Here is a 2,264-nt window from a genome sequence, read left to right on the forward strand (position 1 = left end):
GTCCAGGACTGTGGGTTCAGGTAGAGGTCGAGGTCGTTGCGCTGCTTCACAACGCGCAGCGCAAGGCTGAAGGCGAGGCTGAACTGCGCGCCAAGGCAATCGGTGGGGTGCACGATCGCGGCGCCGTGGGGGATCGCCCAGGCCGCCAGTCCCACCTGGATCTCCTGCAAGTCCTCGGGCGCAAACCGGTGCTCCCGCATGATCTCGGTGAGCGCGTTCAGCGCCGCATGCACAGTGCCGACCGCCGGGTAGAGCTTGAACATCGTCTCGAGGATGTGGAACTGACCTTGCCAGAACCGCTCGATTTCCGGCGGCTTGCCGTTGCCGAACAAACGGTACAGGCCGCGCTTGCCCTCGAAGACTCTGGCCGGACCGGTCATGCCCAGTTGCGCCAGCAAGGCTGCCTGCACGCCGGACCGCGCAGCCGCACCGGCATGCAGGCGCTTGACCTCGCCGCCGCTCTGGTCGTACTCCATCATCCCCGAGGCTTCGCTGGCGGCCACGCTCAAGGCCTGCGCGGTCTGCTCCATGTCGAGGCGCAGCAATTTGGCCGCCGCTGCGGCGGCGCCGAACACGCCGCCCACTTTCGTGCCGTGCCACCCCAGTGCCAGCGTGCCTTGATGGATGGGTCCTACCGAGGCGACCTGCGCCTGGTAGCCGGCGACCACGGCGGTGATCAGGTCCTTGCCGCTGGCGTCTTCACGCTCGGCCAAGGCCAACGCGGCCGGAATGACGCACACACCTGGATGTCCACAGTGGAAGTGGCTGTCGTCGAATTCACAGCTGTGGCCAAAGGTGCCGTTCACATAGGCCGCGTAGGCCACCGAGGTCTTCCTGGCTTGTCGCACCACCGTGGCCTCGGGGCTACCCCCCATCGCATGCACCAACAGGCTCACTGGCTGCACCTGCGGCAAGGTCGAGCCGCGCATCTGCACGCCCAACTGGTCGAGGATGCATTGCTTGGCCCGCTGCACCACCACCGGCGGCAAGTCCTCGTACTTCAGCTCGACGACCCAGGTGGCGAGCCGTCGGGCGATGGTGTCTTGGTCAGGCGTATCGGCCATGGACTTCTCGTTGACTTCAGGGTTTGCGCGAAAGGCCTAGTGCCAGCTTGCGGCAGCGGCAGGCCAAGGCCTCGCCCGCGACACCGCATTCGAAGTGGGCAAGACGACGGCTCGGTCATGCCAAATGGCGGGGATGCCCCAGCAGCGAGTTACCGCCGCTGTAGTTGAAGATCTGCCCCGTTTCGAAGAACTCGTCGCGAGCCAGCATGTAGACCATCGCGGCGATGTCCGAGGGCTGCGTGATGCGACCGAGCGGCGTCAGATCGACGAAGCTTTTCTCGAAGGCGTCCGGATCCGCGCCGTAGTTCCGGATTCCCTGGCGCGAGAGATCAGTAGGCACCAACGATGGAATGATGCCGTTGATGCGCAATCGCTTGTGGCGGTATTCGAGCGCTGCGCCTTGCACGACACGATCGCCCGCGCGCTTTGAAGCCGCATACCCGACGATCCCGGACAAGGCGTCGTATGCCGACAATGACGAGATGTTGACGATCGCGCCGTAGTCGACGATGACTTCGGCGACGAGCTTGATGAACATGGCGGGTCCGATGAAGTGCATCTTCGCCATGAACATTAGGTGTTCGTCGGTGAAGTCCTTGAACGGCACGCGGGGCGCGACGCCCGCGACGTTGACTGCGATGTCCAGTCGGCCATGAACACTGCGCGCATGCGCGGCCAGCGCCGCCAACTGCGCGGAGTCCGTGATGTCCGCCTCGAAGGCGGAGCCACCCAGATCCGTGGCCAGATTCCCCAATGGCACCGCGCCCAGACCGGAGACGACGACGGTGGCACCTTCGGCCGCCAGGCGACGGGCGACCGCTTCGCCCATGCCCCCGGCGGTCGACGCGCCCAGCACTATCGCAACCTTGTTCAGAAGATCCGGCATGGTGGTTCCTGTTTGCAAGCTCACACCTTGGTCGGCGTGCGCTTGTGGAAAGGCTGGGGCCCGTCGGGCCATTGGCGCTTGATGGAATCAGCACCTTCGGCGTATCGCTTTTCCACCAGGTCGGTCGAGAACGGATGCGTCCAGATGAAGAACTCTTCTTCCCGCATCCCCTTCGTGACGAGTTGGCCGACGTGCTCAGCGCTCATGCCGTATTCCCTCAGCGCCGCCTGGTTCTGGTCGCTGCCGGCGAACGAACTGCCGAGCTCGGGCGGACGATTGCGTCCCGCATCCCACAGGTCGGTGTTGATGATCCC

General features: G+C 64.8%; 3 protein-coding genes. All 3 read right to left on the reverse strand.

Annotation, left to right across the window (positions count from 1 at the left end):
* Positions 1-1,064: MmgE/PrpD family protein (locus AC1DY5_RS52125; protein ID WP_478122100.1), on the reverse strand; the 1,064-nt coding region annotated here is incomplete at its 3' end.
* Between the two features lie 115 nt (positions 1,065-1,179).
* On the reverse strand, positions 1,180-1,920 hold the full coding sequence (locus tag AC1DY5_RS52130) for an SDR family NAD(P)-dependent oxidoreductase (protein ID WP_478122101.1): 741 nt from the start codon (positions 1,918-1,920) through the stop codon (positions 1,180-1,182).
* A gap of 50 nt (positions 1,921-1,970) precedes the next feature.
* The coding region (locus AC1DY5_RS52135; protein WP_478122102.1) for a hypothetical protein at positions 1,971-2,264 on the reverse strand (294 nt) is incomplete at its 5' end.

Source organism: Variovorax sp. P4_D9 (genome assembly GCF_056401695.1).